General features: G+C 43.3%; 17 protein-coding genes, 1 tRNA gene and 2 pseudogenes. 16 read left to right on the forward strand and 4 right to left on the reverse strand.

Annotated features, from left to right (window positions below; all coding sequences use genetic code 11):
• Nucleotides 1–103 precede the first annotated feature (103 nt).
• The 6 genes from KGF70_RS09800 (at nt 104) to KGF70_RS09825 (ending at nt 4598) form a co-directional block, all read left to right on the forward strand.
• Complete coding sequence (locus tag KGF70_RS09800) at nt 104–1204, forward strand: phage portal protein (RefSeq protein ID WP_216768601.1); 1101 nt, start codon at nt 104–106, stop codon at nt 1202–1204.
• Complete coding sequence (locus KGF70_RS09805) at nt 1201–2736, forward strand: phage major capsid protein (RefSeq protein ID WP_216768600.1); 1536 nt, start codon at nt 1201–1203, stop codon at nt 2734–2736. Before KGF70_RS09800 ends, KGF70_RS09805 begins: the two co-directional genes overlap by 4 nt.
• Before the next feature lie 119 nt (nt 2737–2855).
• Nucleotides 2856–3125 carry a head-tail connector protein gene (locus KGF70_RS09810; RefSeq protein WP_216768599.1) on the forward strand — a complete coding sequence of 90 codons (270 nt, stop codon included), beginning with the start codon at nt 2856–2858 and terminating at the stop codon, nt 3123–3125.
• A 182-nt stretch (nt 3126–3307) separates the two neighbouring features.
• Nucleotides 3308–3670 carry a hypothetical protein gene (locus KGF70_RS09815; RefSeq protein WP_216768592.1) on the forward strand — a complete coding sequence of 121 codons (363 nt, stop codon included), beginning with the start codon at nt 3308–3310 and terminating at the stop codon, nt 3668–3670.
• Nucleotides 3671–3745: 75 nt separating this feature from the next.
• The gene (locus KGF70_RS09820; protein ID WP_253954820.1) at nt 3746–4204 is read left to right on the forward strand and encodes a Panacea domain-containing protein; all 459 of its coding nucleotides are present in this window, start codon (nt 3746–3748) and stop codon (nt 4202–4204) included.
• Entirely contained in the window at nt 4194–4598 is a 405-nt protein-coding gene (locus tag KGF70_RS09825) for an MAG6450 family protein (RefSeq protein WP_080488510.1), read from the forward strand. Before KGF70_RS09820 ends, KGF70_RS09825 begins: the two co-directional genes overlap by 11 nt.
• A 217-nt stretch (nt 4599–4815) precedes the next feature.
• Here the strand turns inward: KGF70_RS09825 and KGF70_RS09830 are convergent.
• Nucleotides 4816–4888 (reverse strand) — tRNA-Lys (locus KGF70_RS09830).
• A 321-nt stretch (nt 4889–5209) separates the two neighbouring features.
• Between KGF70_RS09830 and yycF the strand changes: the two genes are divergently transcribed.
• The 8 genes from yycF to KGF70_RS09870 all read left to right on the forward strand — a co-directional run bounded on the left by yycF (nt 5210) and on the right by KGF70_RS09870 (nt 14547).
• Nucleotides 5210–5917 carry a response regulator YycF gene (gene yycF / locus KGF70_RS09835; RefSeq protein ID WP_216768585.1) on the forward strand — a complete coding sequence of 236 codons (708 nt, stop codon included), beginning with the start codon at nt 5210–5212 and terminating at the stop codon, nt 5915–5917.
• A 13-nt stretch (nt 5918–5930) separates the two neighbouring features.
• Nucleotides 5931–7805 carry a cell wall metabolism sensor histidine kinase WalK gene (walK, locus tag KGF70_RS09840; RefSeq protein WP_216768583.1) on the forward strand — a complete coding sequence of 625 codons (1875 nt, stop codon included), beginning with the start codon at nt 5931–5933 and terminating at the stop codon, nt 7803–7805.
• Entirely contained in the window at nt 7786–9111 is a 1326-nt protein-coding gene (gene yycH, locus KGF70_RS09845) for a YycH family regulatory protein (protein ID WP_050338044.1), read from the forward strand. Before walK ends, yycH begins: the two co-directional genes overlap by 20 nt.
• A gap of 11 nt (nt 9112–9122) precedes the next feature.
• Nucleotides 9123–9974 carry a two-component system regulatory protein YycI gene (locus tag KGF70_RS09850; RefSeq protein WP_216768581.1) on the forward strand — a complete coding sequence of 284 codons (852 nt, stop codon included), beginning with the start codon at nt 9123–9125 and terminating at the stop codon, nt 9972–9974.
• Nucleotides 9975–10353: 379 nt separating this feature from the next.
• Nucleotides 10354–11169 (forward strand): MBL fold metallo-hydrolase, encoded by an 816-nt coding sequence (locus tag KGF70_RS09855; RefSeq protein WP_003637298.1) that lies wholly within the window; start codon nt 10354–10356, stop codon nt 11167–11169.
• 110 nt (nt 11170–11279) lie between these two features.
• Nucleotides 11280–12542, forward strand: a complete 1263-nt coding sequence (locus KGF70_RS09860) for a S1C family serine protease (RefSeq protein WP_050338042.1) — start codon at nt 11280–11282, stop codon at nt 12540–12542.
• 555 nt (nt 12543–13097) lie between these two features.
• Nucleotides 13098–13577, forward strand: coding sequence for a 23S rRNA (pseudouridine(1915)-N(3))-methyltransferase RlmH (rlmH, locus tag KGF70_RS09865; protein WP_216768577.1), 480 nt, complete (start codon nt 13098–13100; stop codon nt 13575–13577).
• 46 nt (nt 13578–13623) lie between these two features.
• Nucleotides 13624–14547, forward strand: a complete 924-nt coding sequence (locus KGF70_RS09870) for a hypothetical protein (RefSeq protein WP_216768575.1) — start codon at nt 13624–13626, stop codon at nt 14545–14547.
• A gap of 239 nt (nt 14548–14786) precedes the next feature.
• Here the strand turns inward: KGF70_RS09870 and KGF70_RS09875 are convergent.
• Both KGF70_RS09875 and KGF70_RS09880 read right to left on the reverse strand, forming a co-directional pair.
• Nucleotides 14787–15018, reverse strand: a pseudogene (locus KGF70_RS09875) (Txe/YoeB family addiction module toxin); the annotation flags it as partial.
• Nucleotides 15019–15035: 17 nt separating this feature from the next.
• Complete coding sequence (locus tag KGF70_RS09880) at nt 15036–15344, reverse strand: type II toxin-antitoxin system Phd/YefM family antitoxin (protein ID WP_253954819.1); 309 nt, start codon at nt 15342–15344, stop codon at nt 15036–15038.
• A gap of 384 nt (nt 15345–15728) precedes the next feature.
• On the opposite strand from KGF70_RS09880, the gene KGF70_RS09885 reads away from it, so the two are divergent.
• The gene (locus tag KGF70_RS09885; protein ID WP_216768574.1) at nt 15729–16880 is read left to right on the forward strand and encodes an ImmA/IrrE family metallo-endopeptidase; all 1152 of its coding nucleotides are present in this window, start codon (nt 15729–15731) and stop codon (nt 16878–16880) included.
• 4 nt (nt 16881–16884) lie between these two features.
• Nucleotides 16885–17385, forward strand: a complete 501-nt coding sequence (locus KGF70_RS09890) for a DUF4411 family protein (protein ID WP_101872574.1) — start codon at nt 16885–16887, stop codon at nt 17383–17385.
• A 218-nt stretch (nt 17386–17603) separates the two neighbouring features.
• Here KGF70_RS09890 and KGF70_RS09895 read toward each other — a convergent pair.
• A pseudogene (locus tag KGF70_RS09895) lies at nt 17604–17697 on the reverse strand (IS5/IS1182 family transposase); the annotation flags it as partial.

A 17697-nucleotide genomic window follows, 5' to 3' on the forward strand; every position in this document is an offset into this window, starting at 1 on the left:
TTTTGGTTGCTGGATCAGTTGGCAAGCGGGGTTAATATTGGCTGGTATAGCCATGATTCTACTGGCCTTGCTGATTAATTATGAAAAGCAAAGAGGTGATTAAATGAGTTTCTTCGTTAAAAGCAGTACCACCAGTGGCACGCATGACCCGGTAGCTGACGCCTTGGTTAGTTTATCAAGCAATGACCCGTATACGTTTGTGAGTGCGGCGGTGTTGCGTAATAGTGACATTTACGCGGCAATTAACATTATTGCGAGCGATATTGCCAGCAATCCGATTGTTTGCGATACGGCCATTTTTAACACGATGATTAATCAGACCCCCAATAGCCAAATGGACGGCTACCATTTCAAATATGCGTTGGCGGCCAACCTGTTACTCAATGGCAATAGTTTTGCGGAGATTTTGCCCAATCACACACTTAAATTTGTGCAAAATAACCAAATGACAGTTGAACAAGATGACGTCAGTGGGGCGTTGACCTACACCTATACCCCAATTGGCGGTAATAGTCGTCAGATTGCGCCTAACAACATTTTACATTTTAAATATTTCACCAAAGACGGCGTATCGGGAATTAGTCCTTTATATGCCTTGAAAGATGAGCGCCAGATTCAGTCGGCCGGCAATAAATTGCTAACCGGCTTTTTTACTGCTGGTGTGCACGGCACCACGATTATTAAAGTCCATCAATCTGATTTAGGACCGGAAGCTAAGGGCAATATTCGCAACCAGTTTGATGAAGCCAATACGGGTGATAATGCGGTTAATACGATTGTGACTGACGATACCATGGATATTAGCAACTTATCCTTAAATACCGATGTATTAAAGCTGGTCAATTCTAATGACTGGACGACCCGACAAATTGCTAAAGCTTTTGGCTTACCACCGGAGCGCTTAGGGGTTGAAAACGCTCATTCTAACCAAGAGCAAAGTGGCGTGCAGTATCTTCAAGGCACGTTGCAACATTACTTTGATAGCTTTACCAGCGAGCTATCATTCAAGTTTGGTCATGACTTTACGTTTAATACGGACAAGCTATTGAGCCTTGATCCGCAAACGCAACAAGCCCAAGCAGTAGCGGGCTATACGGGTGGCATTATGAGCCGCAATGAAGCTCGGGCCAAGATTGGCTTGCCACCAACTGACGATGGCAATATTTTCTTAAACTTACAAAAGAATGGAGTGACTAATTCATGAAACAAGACCGACGATTAACGATTGACGCCGAGTTGCGGGCACAAACGCCACAACCAGAAACACCCGAAGACGGGCCAGCTGAAAATTCAGCAGACCCGCAACCTAAAGATTCCCAAACAAGCAAGGGCAAAACAATTAGTGGTTATGCAATTGTATGGAACTCACCAAGTAAAGACTTAGGCGGCTTCACTGAGGTTGTTACCCCTAAGGCCCTTGATGGTGTCGATTTATCAAACGTTCTTATGCTTAATAACCACGACTATACCCAAGTGTTAGCCAGTGCCAAGGCGGGCACGTTAACGTTAGAAACGGACGACAAGGGGCTACATTTCACCGCACAGTTGCCGAATACGTCGTTTGCTAATGATGTATACGAAGAAGTTCAAAGTGGGAACGTTGATTCCTGCTCATTTGGCTTTGATAGTGACGACGACACCGACGAATGGACTAAAGATGATGGCGGTAATATCACGCGCACCATTAATCAAGTTAAGAGTTTGTTCGATGTGTCAGTGGTAGCTGTTCCCGCTTATGACGATACAAATGTGCAAGTTGACACCCGTAGCTATGAAAAATTTATTAACCAAGAAAAGGAGCCTGACAACATGGCAAAACAAACAATTATTGATCCCAATGACAATAGCAATGAAAACAAGACCGGTATTCCCGCCTTTGAGCAATATGTACGGACACACGGGGAAACTCGGGACGGTTTAAAGACGGACGGTGCCAGTGCCGTTATTCCTAAGGAACTGATTACCCCTGTTTTCCAATTAAAGCAATCTAAGTACAACCTTGCCCAATATGCAACGGTTAAGCAAGTTTCTAGCGGTTCCGGGACTTATCCAATTGCCACTAGTCAACAATCTGCGGTACTGGCTACTAAGGACGAACTCGCCGATATTGCCGATGTTGACGCGAACATGTTTACGGAAGTACCGTTTGATGTAAAGACCCGGGCGGGTAAGATTGCCTTATCTAATGAAGTGGTCGAAGACGCCGAAGTTGATATTGTCAGTGAAGTTAAAACGCAATTACAACAATTGGTTGATAATACGGACAATACGCAGATTATGAGCTTGTTAACGGGTAGCAACTTTACTAAAGCAACGGCCACCAGTATTGATGATCTTAAAAAGATTTTCAATGTGACGTTAGATCCCGCTTTGAACAAGATGTGGTTAGTGAACCAGTCCGGGTTCAACTACCTTGATACCTTGAAAGATTCCGAGGGGCGTTACCTATTACAGCCGAACCCAACGGCACCCAGTGGCTTCACCTTGTTAGGGGCACCAGTTGTTATGATTAGTGATAAGTTGCTGGCTAACAACGCTGACGGGACGTTCCCAATGATTGCGGGGGACTTATCACAAGCCGTGGCTGTTTTCCGGCGTAACCAAGTAACTGCCCAATGGGACAAGTTCGACCAGTTCAGTCAAGGGCTTTCCGTCATTGTGCGGAATGATTACGAAGTGATTGATAAGACCGCTGCAATTAACGTGGCGTTAGGAACCGCAACTGCTGGTAAATAATCGTACCCACTTTTGGGGACGGCTATACAAAGGGGTGTCTAAAAATGGACACCCCCCTATACATAAATTAAAACTAAGGGGGCACGATTCGTTACCCCCCCTAAAAAGGAGTGATTACAATGGCTGTAACCGTTGATGATATTAAACTAAGTTTACGAATTGACGTGACCGAAGATGATCCAATGATTAAAAGCTATTTAGACGCCGCCGAGGACTACGTGCAGACGGCCGTTAGCAAAAATGAGGACGTGTCTATCTACAAACAGTACGATTTTGCCGTGTCCTTGCTGACGCAATTCTGGTATCAAAACCGAGTAACTGATATGACAAAAACACCGTATCAAGTTGTCAGCATGATCCAACAATTGCGCGGCTTAGTAACCAGATAAGTTTTAAAGTGAATATGTTTCATGTGAAACGATTATAAGTGAAAATATTTGTTTTAAGTGTTATAATATAGTTGTCGTTGAGCAATCTACATTATAAATTGTAGTTGTTAATATTAGTCAAGACGGGGTGTAATAGCTCCGTTTTTTAATACATATATCTGGGATCAGAAAGTGTGATTCCAATGCGCCAAGATGTTAAGAAGATTTGTAATTTATTAAAGCAATATGCCAAACTAAAACGTGACTTGACGGCTTTTAATCAGGTTTCCAGCCCCTCATTCGATGGAGTATCAAGCCATAGCAACCGAAACGGTGCTGAAAGCCGCCTGATAAACCATGTTGACCTGTCTTACCAGCTAAAAGAAGTCGAAGACGCCCTCAATGCAATTGATGATCCACAATATCAATTTATCTTACATGATTACATTATTGAGAAACGTTTCACCCGCAACGAAGCTTGTAACCAACTATCGGTTAGTGTTAGCAAGTTCAATTATATAAAGAATCAAGCCTTAGAATCATTCTATTTTGCATATTGTGGTTGACATTATTTTGTTTTTGTGATTTTGTTGTTATATTTTTAACTTAATGTTATGATTCGCTCATGGGAGGTGTTTGTTATGGCAGATGCAATCAGTATTTTTGACGCTGCAAACTGGTTCTTGAAAAAAGAATCTATGAGTGATAAAAAACTACAAAAATTGTGTTATTACATGTATGCGTGGGGGCAGGCATTACTAAGAAAGCAAGTATTCCAAGATACTATTTTTCAAGCTTGGGCTCACGGACCTGTATCACCAGAACTTTATCATGAATGTAAAGAATATGGTTGGACAAATATTCCAAAAGATAAATTTTCAAATGCTAGTTCGATTACCAATGAAAATATTAAACATTTGTTAGAATCTGTTTGGGTGACGTATGGTGATAAAGATGCTAATGAATTAGAAGCTTTAACGCATAGGGAAGCACCGTGGATAATTGCAAGAGCGGGTGTTCAAAGTGGTGAGCGTAGCAATAATCCATTGAGTGATAGTGTTGTGCGCGAATTTTATCAAGGAATTTATAATGGCGATTAACCCGCTGACCTCGCAAACAAGTTCAACCCAAGAGAACGTTCAACCGCTAACTGACTTCTCCAATCGAAGCGTAAAATTTAAGCTTGCAATTTCTGAAAAGCTTGATAACAAATTTATGTTCAAAGATTTAAAGCCCAATGAATGCAAGCGGCTTTGGAAATTTATAAGTTCTACGGTAAATTGCGGACTAAGCATTACCGAAGTAAATGAACTTTGGCTTAGGAAGAAGGGCCCAAATGGGCCTAAAAATATTGAAACGTTCAACGGAAAAGAAAGAAAAATGTATCACTTGGGTAAAGACAGAAAAAGTTTTCGTATCCATGGTTATTACAATGAAGACGATTATTTTGTTATTTGTAGGGTTGATCCTAACCACGCATTCAAATATAAATAAAACTGCTAACCAAAATTGGCTAACAGTCACTGCCCCGCGCAAGTATTAAGTCACTGGAAACAGTGGCTTTTTTGTTATATTTTTTGGCTTACTAATTGGCTTACTTTTGTTGAAAAACAATGACATCTAATGATAATGGTGCTTGTATTTAAAACACAAAAAAACCAGTAATCACGGTGTTTTTGACACTGCATGAAAACTGGTTAATAGTTTATGATGGGCAGTCAGGGGATCGAACCCTGGACCCACGGATTAAGAGTCCGTTGCTCTGCCAGCTGAGCTAACTGCCCATAACTCAACAAAAAATATAATATCATGAATTCTGAGTTCTGACAACACTATTTTGTGTTTTTTTTCAAAAAAGCGCAATTTTTTGCTGAATTACCTATGAAAACGGTTACCGTAATTATCAGATTATTTCCCGGGAAATACTACGGCCACGCGGATTGGCAATCAAAGAAAGCCAACCCTATTTGTGATATACTAAAAACAGTGTTGAATTTTATTTCAACCGACCTGACGCGAGAAAAGTGACCTTTTCTCGTAATTAATCGTGAACCACCTTAAAATTGAAATGTAAACCTGTTTTCCCCTAAGGAGGAAGAATCGTTATGAAAAAAATCTTAGTTGTTGATGATGAAAAACCAATCTCCGATATTATGAAGTTTAATTTAACTAAAGAAGGCTATGAAGTCCACGTCGCCGCTGACGGTGAGGAAGCCTTGCAAAAAGTCGATGAAGTCCATCCTGATTTGATCCTCTTAGACTTAATGTTGCCGAAGATGGACGGCCTGGAAGTCGCCCGGCAAGTCCGGAAGAATTATGACATGCCAATCATCATGGTTACGGCCAAGGACTCTGAATTGGATAAAGTCCTAGGACTGGAACTCGGTGCCGATGATTATGTGACTAAGCCGTTCTCAAACCGCGAGTTAGTGGCTCGGGTCAAGGCAAACTTACGGCGGCAAGGTGCGCCAAGTGCGCAGCCGGCCGAAGTCGAAGAGAATTCAGATATCGAAATCGGTGATTTGGTCATCCATCCTGAGGCTTACATGGTCTCCAAACGTGGTGAAAACATTGAATTGACGCATCGTGAATTTGAATTACTACATTACTTAGCCCAACACATTGGTCAAGTGATGACGCGTGAACACTTGTTGCAGACGGTCTGGGGCTACGATTACTTTGGTGATGTCCGGACCGTTGATGTGACCGTACGACGTTTGCGTGAAAAAGTTGAAGATAATCCGAGTCACCCGAAATGGCTGGAGACACGGCGGGGTGTGGGTTACTACCTCCGCAATCCAGAAAACGAGTAGAGGTTGCTAAACCGTGTTGAGATTTAAACGGAAAAATTTTTTTAAAACGATTAATTTTAAAATCGCGCTAGTCTTTGCCTTACTATTACTAATTACGTTGGAAATCGTTGGGGCGATTTTTGTGAAACAGCTGGAATCGCGGAACATTCAAGATTTCAAACAGTCTGTTCAAATTCCAACCTATATTGACAACTCGTTAGCGGAACAATTGACCGTTAATAATACGAGTAAAGCCAATGGTCAGATTAAGACGATTCTTTCCAACTATAATAATACGAATGTTGACGAGATTCGGGTCGTTGACAGTAAGGGAACGATTCGCGGGACTAGTGACGTTAATGATCAATCGATCGTCGGTCAAAAAACAACGGACCGGAACGTGAAGAACGCAATTTATAACAATCGAACTTACACCAAGAGTACCTATGATACGCAGAATAATGGTCGTTACTATATTTCAATCGTGCCACTGTATAGCTCCAACTCGACTGGGAACAGTAGCCAGTTAGTCGGGGTCTTGTATGTCCGTGCGAATATGAAGTCGGTCTATAGTACGATCAACAACATCATGGGGATTTTTGTGATTGCCTCGTTAGTCGCGATGCTGTTAGGACTAGGGATTGCCATCATTATTGCCCGGGCAATAACGCGACCGATTGAAGAAATGAAGCAACAAACACAGCGAATCGCGCGTGGCGACTATGCGGGCCAAGTGCGTGTCTATAGTGATGACGAACTGGGTCAATTGGCGAAAGCCATCAATAACTTATCGATTCGAGTCGAGGAATCGCAAGAATCGACTGAAGCGGAACGGCGGCGTTTGGACAGTGTGCTCTCCCACATGAGTGATGGCGTTATTGCGACTGACCGCCGCGGTAACATTACGATCATTAATGAAACGGCCTCGGACTTTATGGACGTGACCGCAGAAAAGGCGATTGGGAGTTCGATTTTAGACGTCCTCAAGATTCGTGACGACTATTCGTTACGTGACTTGATTGAGAATCAGGACGAATTAATGTTAGACCTCTCATCTAATGAGCGTGATTTGATTCTGAATGCTTACTTCTCACTGATTCAGCGGGAATCTGGCTTCATTAGTGGGTTAGTCTGCGTGCTCCACGACGTCACGGAACAACAGAAGATCGATAATGACCGCAAACAGTTCGTTTCCAACGTCTCACATGAATTACGGACACCGCTGACGAGTTTGCGGAGTTATATTGAAGCATTGAGTGACGGGGCATGGAAGGATCCAGAAGTCGCCCCGGGCTTTTTGAAGGTGACACAAGAAGAGACGGACCGGATGATTCGCATGATCAATGAACTCCTGAGCCTGTCACGGATGGACTCCGGAACGACCCGTGTTGACATGGAGCTGGTCAATATCAACGAGATGTTCAACTATGTTCTGGACCGATTCGACATGATTTTGAAGAAGGATGACAATCCGGTAAAGTATTACACGATCAAACGAGAGTTTACCAAACGAGACTTGTGGGTCGAAATCGATACTGATAAGTTCACCCAAGTCCTCGACAACATTATGAACAATGCCATCAAGTATTCACCAGATGGTGGCGTCGTCACTTGCCGCTTGTTGGAGACGCATAACCAGGTCATCATTAGTATTTCTGACCAAGGCCTGGGGATTCCACGAGCAGACCTCAACCACGTCTTTGACCGTTTCTTCCGTGTGGATAAAGCGCGGTCGCGTGCTCAAGGTGGGACTGGGCTTGGTTTGGCGATTTCGAAGGAAGTTGTCCAGATGTTAGGCGGTCGCATTTGGGTCGATAGTGTTGAAGGTAAGGGGTCGACGTTCTACATTTCCTTGCCGTACGAACCTTATGAGGAGGAGGACCTTTGGGATGACGACTCACAAGATTAGACGCTTTATCTTACCCGTACTATTGACGCTTTTGATTCTATTAAGCGTGGTCTTATCCATGTACATCTGGCTAAATCCCTCGCGTTATGAACACGAAAGCAAGGTCAGTACGGCTTCATCGAACTCCTCGTTAACCACCCGGACGATCGATGATATTTATTTACCGACCCAGTTGATTTACACGAATAGTCAGGGCAAGCAGTCCCTGTTGATCAATAAAAATGTTAGTTTAGTGAGCCAGTTTAGTGAGCAGTTGCGGAAGTGGGATGCGCGGAGTATCTCCAAAGTGCGCATCTCGTCAGCCAAGAGCTATCAAGCACTGCTGAATGGCGAAGATTCATACGTCTTGAATTTCCCGGATAGCATCACAGTCAGCCTGTTTAATACGGTTTTTAAGCAAAATTTGAATAGTTTTCGGTCTTCAGAATTCAGTCGGATCGTGATTCCGGTCAATGATACCAATCACATCTACTTTCTGAATGATGACCATCACGAAATCTACAGCGTACGTTTGAAGCATAAGTCGCTGAAGTCTTTAAAACGGGTCTTGTCGACGGATAAGGTCAAGCAGATCGCGGTCAAGATGTCTTACGGCAATGGCGAAGCGCATATCGACTATCCGAAGCAAGTGACGATGCAACACTATAGCTACTTGATGAGTAAGGCGGCGGCTAGTGAAATCGCCAACCGGTTGTTAGATGCGGATGGGAACTCGACCGTTTCGGTGCATAATCGCAATGGCAAACAAGAGTACACCACCGGTAGTTACAAGCGGATGACGGTCGATTCCAAGCTCGGCACGGTTTACTTTGAGGACTATAGTGATTCGGGCACGACCCGGAACTTATCGCTGACGAGTCAGCTAAAGAAGAGTTTTAATTTGTTGGCTAGTCTCGGCGTGGCGATGGACAATATCCGCTACTATGGCTTCGACGCCACGAGTAACAGCGTCATCTATCGAAGTTACGTTGAAGGGTTCCCAATCTTTAATCAGACTGAGAACGGTGACGTGCGGATTCAGCTGACGTCTAACGGCTTGGACCGTTACTACTTCTCCTTGTACAGCTTACAAGTGCCAGTCCCAACGACGGGTAAGAAGCAGGCGGTGACCTTACCAAGTTCGACGAGCGTCTTGAAACAGTTGAAGGCCGCGGGCTACAAAGATAGTAAAATTGGCAGCATCGAATTGGGGTATGAATGGACGCAAAACAAGTCATCCAAACTCGTGATCGATTTGACGCCGACGTATTATGTCTACTATAACGGCAGTTGGCGGACTTATACGTCGATGTTGAGTGGATCTTAGGAGGTGGCCGCATGAATTTTCGGAGAATTGAGTGGATCTTCTTACTCGCATTCGTCGTCCTCGATATCTTTCTAGGTTACATGTTCGTTCAGACGAGTTCCAAGTCAACGAAAACGACCGGTGATACCGCGACCACGGTGATTCGTGAGATGCGCTCTGATAATATTAGTTTCAAAGATCCAGACACGCACGAAGGGACCGGCTACTACATTGCGGGCAGTAATGAGAGTGGCCTCAAGCAATCGTTGAGTCAGTTAACTGAACAGTCTGCGCGGGTTCAAAGTAGTGGCAAACTAACCAGCATACTGCGGGCAACGACCACCATCGATACGAGTAAACCCAAATCAGATTTGACGACTTTCATGAAGCAACGTACCAACGTGATTCATGGGTCGGAATACGTGTATGATGCGGACTTATCGTCCAATGGTGACTATGTGTTTGTTCAAAAGGTCGCGGATGGTGAGATCTTAACGGCTGCCGGGCAAGTGCACCTGTTTGTCAACAAAGAAAAACAGCTGACCGGCTATACGCAGACCTACGTGGCGAATGTCAAAACGTTGCGTGAAAAAGCGGTCACCATTAGTGAGAAAAAGGCGCTGGTGGCGCTGTATCAGTATAACCAAGTCTCAAGTAGTTCACGGATCGTGTGGGCCAAGCTCGGGTATTCGCGCTTGCTGAAGCTAAAAGACAGCAGTGTCTACGTGCCAACGTGGATTTTTGCCGTTCGTAGTAAGAACAGCTCCAATGTGAGCTTGCACCGCATCAATGCCTTTACAGGTTCGTCGATGAAAAACAGTAATTCCGCCACGACCAGCAGTCTGGATACGACCGCTGGGATGGTCTGGAATATCGTAGAATAAACGCACAGTCAAGCAGGTCTTACGCGTGATTGTGTCATAAAGAAGGGGTCCCGCAATCTATGGGATTCGTTGCGCCGGACAAACGGTAATCAGATATAGCTGGTTACTGAGGTGTTGCGGCTGGTAGCGAATCTCAGGTTGGTGGGGCTTTTTTGTTTAGAAGCGGCTAGCTATTTGTTTTGAGCAGACCGCGACTATTCGGAGACGGGCGTTTTAATGCAATCAGCTGGCCAGCCGGTCCAATGCTAGTCCGGAGCCTTGACGCGCGCGTTTGACCCGGTAGCCAGCGTCGCAACAGGTCGTTCACTTTTCAAGCCTGCTAAAAGCGTGTATCATGTAAAGATAGTAATGGATTTCAGAGATAGGAAGAGCCTAAATAATGGTATTAAAATTAGCAACGGATGATATGAAAGTAAGTATTCTGGCATCGGGCAGTACCGGCAATGTGACTTACATTGAAACGCCAGAACATAAAGTGTTGGTCGATGCGGGGCTAAGCGGCAAAAAAATCGCGAATTTGATGGCGTCGATTGGCCGCGATATTAATGAAGTCGATAGTCTCTTCATTAGTCATGAGCATACCGACCACTGTCACTCAGCGGGAATTCTCGCCCGGAAGTACGGGTTAGATATTTATGCCAACCAGGGGACGTGGGATGCCATGGCTCACAAAATTGGCAAGGTCCCCGCTGAGCTATGCCACGTTTTTGACCCCGATACGACTTTGGACCTCGGGGATCTCGACGTGGAATCCTTTAGTGTCTCGCATGATGCGGCCGAACCACAGTTTTATGAACTGCACCATGCTGGGAAGTCGTTTGTCATTATTACCGATACCGGCTATGTTTCAGAGCATGTCGAAGGGGTCATTCGTGACGCGGACGGCTACTTATTCGAATGCAATCATGACTTGGAGATGTTGCGGATGGGCCGCTACCCATGGCCGCTGAAGCAGCGAATCATCGGTGATGAGGGCCATTTGTCCAATGAAGATGGCGCTAACGCCTTGATGGACGTGATCGGTCATCGGACCAAACGAATTTACTTAGGACATCGGAGTCAGGATAACAACCTGAAATCATTGGCTCATTTGACAGTGGCTTCAATGATGACTGAGCATGATTTTGGCGTGGAACATGATTTTCAGTTATACGATACTGATCCAGAAAAAGCGACGAAGTTAATCACGCTATAGGCTAGCTTTAATGTTTCGCAACGCTTCGATCATAAAAAAATCACACTTTTTCGCTAAAATAGACTTAAAATCAGCATTAGTAGGGAGGGATCGCGTTTCGACGCGCAATTATGGCTAACAAATCATTAATTAAAGTCGCAGTAACGGCACTAGTTGCTGGACTCATCGGTGGTGGTGTTGCATATGGGGGTATTACTTATTTCCAAAACAACAATATTGCGACCTCATCAACTAGCGTACCAACTGGTTCGAACAAATCAGGGTCAACTTCAACCACGAACGTGAAGGTCAACGTCAGCTCACAGGCAACCAAGGTGTTCCAGAACAACAAGGCAGCCGTGGTATCAGTGATCAACTTGCAAAAGCAAAGTTCAACGAGTGGCTGGAGCGGCATTCTTGGTGGCGATGATTCATCAGGCAGCGACAGTTCTTCGAGTTCAGATTCGAGTTCTAGCAAGCTGGAAGAATACAGTGAAGGCTCTGGCCTGATCTACAAGAAGAGCGGCAGCGCAGCCTACATCGTCACGAATAACCACGTTGTTAGCGGCTCAAACGCGATTCGGGTTATTTTGAGTAACGGAACCAAGCTGACGGCTAAAATCGTCGGAACCGACTCTGTAACCGACTTAGCGGTGCTGAAGATTAATTCTTCAAAGGTCACGAAGACAGCTAGCTTCGGTAATTCCGACAATATCAAGGTTGGTGAAACGGCCTTGGCAATCGGGTCACCGATGGGATCTAATTACGCCACGACCTTGACGGAAGGGATTATTTCCGCGAAGAAACGGACCGTGGCGACGACGAACACGTCTGGTCAGACGACTGGTTACGCAACGGTTATTCAAACGGATGCTGCCATCAACTCTGGGAACTCAGGTGGGCCGCTGTTCAACATTGCGGGCCAAGTCATCGGGATCAACTCGATGAAGCTGGCTTCGGATAATTCCGGCACGAGCGTTGAAGGGATGGGCTTTGCTATTCCAAGTAACGAAGTCGTTAAAATCATCAACGAGTTAGTGAAGAATGGTGAAGTTGTTCGGCCAGCCTTAGGGGTTGCGACCTACAACGTGGCTAATATCTCCGCTAGCGACCGCTCATCAGTATTGAAGTTGCCATCAAGCGTGAAGAAGGGTGTCGTTATCATGAAGACGTACTCAGGCTCACCGGCTAAGACGGCTGGTTTGACCAAGTACGACGTGATTACGGAACTCGGTGGTAAGAAGGTCACGAACCTCGCCACATTACGGAGTGCTTTATACGCACATTCCGTCAACGATACGGTAACGGTCAAGTATTATCATGACGGTAAGCTGAAGACGACGTCGATGAAGCTAACAGAAACTACCAAAACGTTAAATAAACAAAGTAACTAGTAAATGAGATTTTCATAAACGTCCTTGATTGTGAGTTGCAATTGAGGGCGTTTTTTTGGGCTTTTGGCGGATAATGCTGAAAAAGCGAAGGTTCGTTTTTCAAAAATCAGGAAAATTTGTGAATGGAGGCCCCAGTTACGTAAAAAGCCGAACAAACTGGTCGAAAGTCGCCAGAGCATTTATCGGGAAAACGGCGGGTGTGCAAAACTGTGGACAACTTTGGTGATAATTTGAGTCGGCAAAAATTGAAATTTATTAACAGGCGCAACGACGGGATTGAGCCTTGTTTGAAAGTTATCCACAAGCACCGACTTACCCTGTGGATTGAATTTAAAAAAGTTATTTTAATGACGGGGGATTCTTGATATAATGGGATTTGTAACCGGAATCCACGAACAGATGTTGCTGTGCAAAACTGTGGATAAGTCGGAAAGGTCTTGACAAAATCGGACTAAATAAATATTGTGGCGAACTAGTGTTCAACACAATATATTGATTATTGAGTTATGCACCTGTGGATAACTATGTTAATAACTTGTGTAAAGGCGGTCAATTATGAACATCAAAATTATCTGTGTTGGTAAATTAAAGGAGAAATACTTCAAACAGGGGATTGCGGAATATGCGAAAAGAATGAGTAAATTTGCAAAATTCCAGATTGTTGAGGTTCCCGATGAAAAGGCACCAGAATCATTAAGTAACGCAGAGATGGAAAATGTGAAGCAAAAAGAAGGTCAGCGCATCCTGGAAAAAATCAAGGATCGCGATTACGTCTACGCGCTGGCAATTTTAGGCAAGGAACGTTCCAGCGAAGAATTCGCGGCCGAAATCGACAAGCTGACGACCTATGGTCACAGCGATATCGATTTTGTGATTGGCGGCTCGCTGGGCTTGTCGCCAGAAGTACTGAAGCGCGCAGATACCCAGATTTCGTTTGGGCGTTTTACGTTACCTCACCAGCTGATGCGATTGGTGTTGTCGGAGCAGATTTATCGGGCGTTTATGATTAATGCGGGAAGTCCGTATCATAAATAGGTGCTATCGTTGAAAATGATGGCCAATGAATTTTGAGGTAGGAACAATGCAGAAACTAATTTCTGGGTTAAAGCGTTGGGTCGCACTAGGAATCGTAAAGAATAGTAACTTGAATTGTCCAAAATGTATGAGTTCACATGTACGTTGTATCATGTATGGCTTAGTCTCAAGTTTAGACCTAGCAGGTAGCCAGGCCTACTATCTCGCAGGTTGTGATATTCCTGAAACGGGTATGAAAGCATTTCACTGTGATAACTGCCAGCTTGAATTTGGTGATGTCGATACTGATGAATTGGTGCGTAACCGGGAGAAACTTAACGAGTGCTCTGAAGATTGGCGTTTATTTGCTGAAAGCCAACCGCTCACACTTTATGGCAGATTGCCGGTAATCAATCTAGACAAGTTTAGTTTAGATGACATTATTGCTATGCGGGAGCATATTCAATATTGCCACAAACCGGATACAATTATTGACCATTTTTATTGTGATTGGAAGGAAAGCCACGGTGTTTGGTTCTGGCTATATCGTGATGGTGATGTTTTTCGGATTGATACACATGAGCATTGTCTGGTACGCGATACAGAATATTTAGGAGCGGATTCGTATCTTTATGATGATCGAAATGAGACGGTGTATTTTAACAGTAACACCATTGTAGAAGTGACGGCTGATGAGTTCTACCAACAGTTGAGAAAAAAGCTGCTGTCAGTGCCTCATCGATACGGACAAGTTGCTTTAGCACAATATAAAGGAAGTACTAGCCCCTTGTGGCAGCATGATGAGCTTTATTCAGCGGAAGTGCTGTTTAATCATACGTTTCGAATTCAAGATGGACAAGGTAAATCGCATTTTCTGACACTTAATCGTGAATTAGCTCGTCAAGACGCAGTAGTCGTCTATGCTGATCGTGATTGGCGCGTGTCCTACGAGGCGCTGATGGCAGTGGATGTTGCGACGATGAGAGCTTAGTAAAAATGAATATGCGACTAGCAGTCACGATTATATTGAGGCAAAAAAATTCGCCATGGAAGCAGCCGTTTTAGACGCTATTTTTGATGAATTTATAAAAGCCTTACCAAGTAGTCTTGGAAAACTGCTCAATAAGGCCTACAAAGTGAAAATGACTAATTTATGTAACCGTAACTCAATGATACCAACGAATACGGCCTGTGTTGGTGCCTTCAACCTTTAGTTAAAAATATATTTTGCTATTTTGCGTAGTGGTAACGGCACTGAATGATGTATAAGGTATCGGTACTGACTTGGTAAACAAGGCGGTTACCTTTATCGATACGACGGGACCAGCAGTCTGTTAACTGATATTTTAATGGCTCTACCGAGACTTGTGAACGGATGACTTAAAGTATCATCAATTAATCGATTGATGGATTTTAATGTTTTCCAATCTTGTGTCTGACAATACCGATATTCTGAAAATGCTTGTAAAACTGATGTTTTTAATCTTTTTCATTTAATTTGCGCCATTCTTCTGCGCTCAGCGTCTTAACATCCTCAGTATTCAATTGTGATAATGATTTATCTAGAGCATGTCGATTTTCTTTTGAGTCCAGTAAATACAGCGTCTCTTGGATAGCCCGATATTCTGCTTCAGAAATTACGACAACGTTTTTGGCGTGTGGTTTTGTGATGATGACTGTCGTATTGTTAGTAACAACATCATCCGTAATTTTCTTAAGGTTTTTACGAGCATCGGTAATATTGATTACTGTAGTAGCCATTTCAATCACTCCAATTGCTTTTTCCATGATTATAGCGCCTTTTTCAAAAAAGCACAGAATAACAAGCCTCTTCTTTGATGACATAATGGCATGGAACATCAAGCATCAGTGAAGCTAGTTCTAATGAATTGGTGGCGTTGTTGCCACCCCCAACAGAATTGTAAGCCATCGTAGTCTTAGAACCGCACAGAACCTGTGATACGGTTACTCGTATCATGAGTGAAGCCGTTAGTATTATAACCTCTTTACATATTTTGGAAGAATGCAAAGTCCAAGTGTTTTTAGAAAAGTGGAAATACTAGAAAGTCTGTACCATAAGTAATTCAAATTTGACTACCTAAATGTCAGTAGTTAGAAGTAAAGTATGCTAAAATTTGATGCAAGATACTTTGACGAAAGGTGGCGATTTTCATGGCAGTATTACGGATTCCTGTAAACCCTGAAATTATTGATTGGGCCATCAGTAATGGTGAAAAGAATGAATCAGAATTATTAAAGAAGTATGCACTTTCCAACTGGAAAAACCCGCAGACTGACCATGATTATCCCACATTTAAGCAAATTCAAAACTTTAGTCGTGATACGCGAATTCCGTTTAATTACTTTTTTAAAACCGAGTTACCAAGAGAAAAAAATGAATTTGTGAAGTTTAGGACGGTTAATAATCAGGGTGTTCAGCCAAGTAGGCGTCTAATTGATACGATATATGATATGGAAATGCGACAAGCGTGGATGAAAGACTATCTACTTGATCAAAATGACAGTACGAAATTTCAATTTGAGCACATATTTAACGATAAGATGGATCCGGCTGCTGTATCTAAGGATGTTATAGGGATTTTAGATTTGTCCGACACACTTGGAATAGCTATGTCAGATGATGATTTCTTTAATATTCTTAGAACGAAAATTAGCGCTCTAGGTATTTTGGTCATGCAGAATGGTGTTGTTGGAACAAATACGCGACGGCCGCTTGATGTTGATGAATTCAGGGCGTTAGTATTAATGGATCCTGTGGTTCCGTTAATATTTATTAACAGCCGTGATAGCAAAAAGGCGAAGATTTTTTCACTCATTCATGAATTGATGCATGCTTTTTTGGGAAATAATGAAGTGTTGAATGTTTCACCGGATCTAGATCTGGTAAGTGAGCGTTGGATTAATCAAGTTACGATTAATGTGCTGATGCCTGCTGATAAGGTCAAGGAATTGCAATCTGATAAATATTCGCCTGAAGACAACTTAACCCATTTATCCAAAAAGTTCCATACGAGTTTAGTTGCGGCGGCCATTCGTACTCAGAGTTTGCGACTGTTTGGAAATAAGTTGGTTGATTGGGCGAAGCGGCGGCAAGCAGAAGAGCTACGCTTGAAGTCAGAGCAAAAGGCCCCTGGCGGTGATTTTTATAATACCGCAATATCGAGAATAGACCGGTATTATGCGAATGCGGTTATTAATGCTGAATCTAGTGGTGATATGGCGATTGCGAAAGCGGCCTCGATGCTAGGTGTGACTTTGAAAACGTATCACAAAACGGTCGATAAAATTTTGGAAATGGCGTGATATTATGGAATATTTAATTGACTCTAATTCATTAATAGATGCGCATGAAAAGTGGTATCGACCACAGGTTTTTGGATCCGTTTGGGTTTGTCTAGCCACTCATAGCAATGTCAGGATGACCTCTTTTGTTTATAATGAAATAAAGTATCCTGATGAACTAGCATTGTGGACAAAAAATACATTTCAGAAGCAAATCATTGTTCCCACTTTAGAAATAACGCGTGCTTATAATGATGTGATGAATTGGATAACGCAATCAAAGCGATGGAATGCAGCGGGTATTTCAGAGTGGCAGAGTCCGGATAAAGCCGACCCGTGGCTGATTGCTACTGCAAAGGTGAACAGTCAAACAATCGTGACTTTAGATGGAAATGGTCGTGCGACGATGCCCAATATAGGTAGTAACTCCAAGAAAGAGCCTAAAATTAATGCGGTTGCCACTCAGTTTAACGTTCCCACAATGACCATTTACGAACTGCTGGAGAAGCTAGATTTATCAATTTAAATTGATGATAGAAAACAGGGCGAATATGCCTTGGACATAGTTACATTCCGGATAAAGCACTATTGGATAAATTTTTCCATGTAAGTGTCTGATAAAACAGAACCAATAAAGCCAGCATCACGACAAAATCCACCTGGATTCCGCCGTGATGCTGGCTTTATGTCTAGTTATTGAGATTTCAGTAGCTCACAACCTGTGTCGTCTCATTAAGAATCTGTTTAAAATCTTTTTAAGAGTAATATCAAGAAAGCGAGAATGATTATTTGGCGACTTGAATTAAGGTGCCGCTCACAATTTTTCCAGAGCCGACGA

Origin of the sequence: Lactiplantibacillus sp. 7.2.4, from assembly GCF_018991185.1 — a bacterium.
Lineage (GTDB): Bacteria > Bacillota > Bacilli > Lactobacillales > Lactobacillaceae > Lactiplantibacillus > Lactiplantibacillus pentosus.